Origin of the sequence: Stenotrophomonas sp. 2YAF22, assembly GCF_052114665.1 — a bacterium.
GTDB lineage: Bacteria > Pseudomonadota > Gammaproteobacteria > Xanthomonadales > Xanthomonadaceae > Stenotrophomonas > Stenotrophomonas indicatrix.
In genome coordinates, this window is record NZ_JBFRFE010000633.1 from 1 (window position 1) to 2,482 (window position 2,482).

A 2,482-nucleotide genomic window follows, 5' to 3' on the forward strand; every position below is an offset into this window, starting at 1 on the left:
GTGTACGACACGCTGGTGCGATTGGCACAGCCGTTCTCGCTGCGCTACATGCTGGTCGATGGCCAGGGTAACTTCGGTTCGGTCGACGGCGACTCCGCCGCGGCGATGCGATACACCGAGGCGCGCATGTCGCGGCTCGCGCATGAGCTGATGGCGGACATCGACAAGGAAACCGTCGATTTCCAGCCCAACTACGACGAAAAGGAACTGGAGCCGACGGTCATGCCGACCCGGTTCCCGAACCTGCTGGTCAATGGTTCGGCCGGTATCGCGGTGGGCATGGCGACCAACATTCCGCCGCACAACCTCACCGAATCGATCAATGCCTGCATCGCGCTGATCGACAATCCGGAAATCGATATCGACGGCCTGATGGAGTTCATCCCGGGCCCGGATTTCCCGACTGCGGGCATCATCAACGGCACCGCCGGCATCATCGCCGGTTACCGCACCGGCCGTGGCCGCGTGCGCATCCGTGCCAAGGCGGATGTCGAAGTGGCCGACAACGGCCGCGAATCGATCATCGTCACTGAAATTCCTTACCAGGTGAACAAGGCGCGTCTGATCGAGAAGATCGCCGAGCTGGTCAAGGAAAAGAAGATCGAAGGCATCAGCGAGCTGCGCGATGAGTCCGACAAGGACGGCATGCGCATCTACATCGAAATCAAGCGCGGCGAGTCGGCCGAGGTTGTGCTCAACAACCTCTACCAGCAGACCCAGATGGAGTCGGTGTTCGGCATCAACATGGTGGCGCTGGTCGACGGCCGCCCGCAGTTGATGAACCTCAAGCAGATGCTGGAGGCCTTCGTCCGCCACCGTCGCGAAGTGGTCACCCGCCGCACCGTGTTCGAGCTGCGCAAGGCGCGTGCCCGTGCCCACGTGCTGGAAGGCCTGACCGTTGCGCTGGCCAACATCGACGAGATGATCGAACTGATCAAGACCTCGCCGAACCCCACCGAGGCACGCGAGCGCATGCTTGCGCGCCTGTGGGAACCGGGCCTGGTCGGTTCGATGCTCGGCGCCGCCGGTGCCGAAGCCTCGCGTCCCGATGACCTGCCCAAGGGCGTGGGCCTGATCGAAGGCGGCTATCAGCTGACCGAGATCCAGGCGACCCAGATCCTGGAAATGCGCCTGCATCGCCTGACCGGGCTGGAGCAGGACCGCCTGACCGAGGAATACAAGCAGCTGCTGGAAGTGATCGCCGGGCTGATCCATATCCTGGAAGATCCCGATCGCCTGCTGCAGGTGATCCGCGAAGAGCTGATCAACGTGCGGGCCGAGTTCGGTGACGAGCGCCGTACCGAGATCCGCCACAGCGAAGAAGATCTGGACATCCTCGACCTGATCGCCCCGGAAGACGTGGTGGTCACCGTCTCCCACGCCGGCTACGTGAAGCGCCAACCGGTGAGCGTGTACCGCGCGCAGCGCCGTGGCGGCCGTGGCCGCAGCGCGGCGTCGACCAAGGAAGAGGATTTCATCGAACAGCTGTGGCTGGTCAACACGCACGACACGCTGCTGACCTTCACCAGTTCGGGCAAGGTGTTCTGGCTGCCRGTGTACCAGCTGCCTGAAGCCGGTTCCAATGCCCGCGGTCGTCCGATCATCAACTGGATCCCGCTTGAGCCGGGCGAACGCGTGCAGGCCGTGCTGCCGGTGCGCGAGTACGCCGATGGCCAGTTCGTGTTCTTCGCCACCAAAAACGGTACGGTCAAGAAGACCCCTCTGGGCGAGTTCGCCTTCCGCTTGGCCCGCGGCAAGATCGCGATCAACCTCGACGAGGGCGATGCCCTGGTCGGCGTCGGCCTGACCGATGGCGAGCGCGACATCCTGCTGTTCGCCTCCAACGGCAAGACCGTGCGCTTCGGTGAAGACAAGGTCCGCTCGATGGGTCGTACCGCTACCGGCGTGCGCGGCATCAGGATGCCGGCCGGCGAGGAAGTGGTCAGCCTGATCGTGGCCGAGAGTGCTGGCGGCATCGAGGACGAGAACGAGGACGACAACGGTGTCGAGGAGGCCATCGCCACGGGCGATGCGCTGATCGAAGGTGCCGACGACGCCAACCTGCGTTACATCCTCACCGCCACCGAAAACGGCTACGGCAAGCGTACCCCGCTGCCGGATTACCCGCGCAAGGGTCGTGGCACGCAGGGCGTCATCGGCATCCAGACCACCGAGCGCAATGGCAAGCTGGTTGCCGCGGTGCTGATGGGTACCGACGATGAAGTCCTGCTGATCTCCGATGGCGGCACCCTGGTGCGTACGCGTGGTTCGGAAATCAGCCGCGTCGGCCGCAACACCCAGGGCGTGACCCTGATCCGCCTGTCCAAGGACGAGAAGCTGCAGGCGGTGGAGCGCATGGATGCCTCGATCGACGAGGACGAGGACGAGGTGGCCGCCGCCGCCCCGGCCACGACCGACGGCGCACCGGCTGCTGCCAGCAGCGAGGACGCCGCGCAGGAGTGATCCTGCCGCGATGCTGAGG

1 protein-coding gene is annotated in these 2,482 nt (G+C 64.7%); it reads left to right on the forward strand.

The annotated features are described in order from the left end of the window. Nucleotides 1-2,463 (forward strand): DNA gyrase subunit A (gene gyrA / locus AB4Y84_RS19215; RefSeq protein WP_442250685.1); only part of this gene is annotated, 2,463 nt, incomplete at its 5' end. Nucleotides 2,464-2,482: the final 19 nt, after the last annotated feature.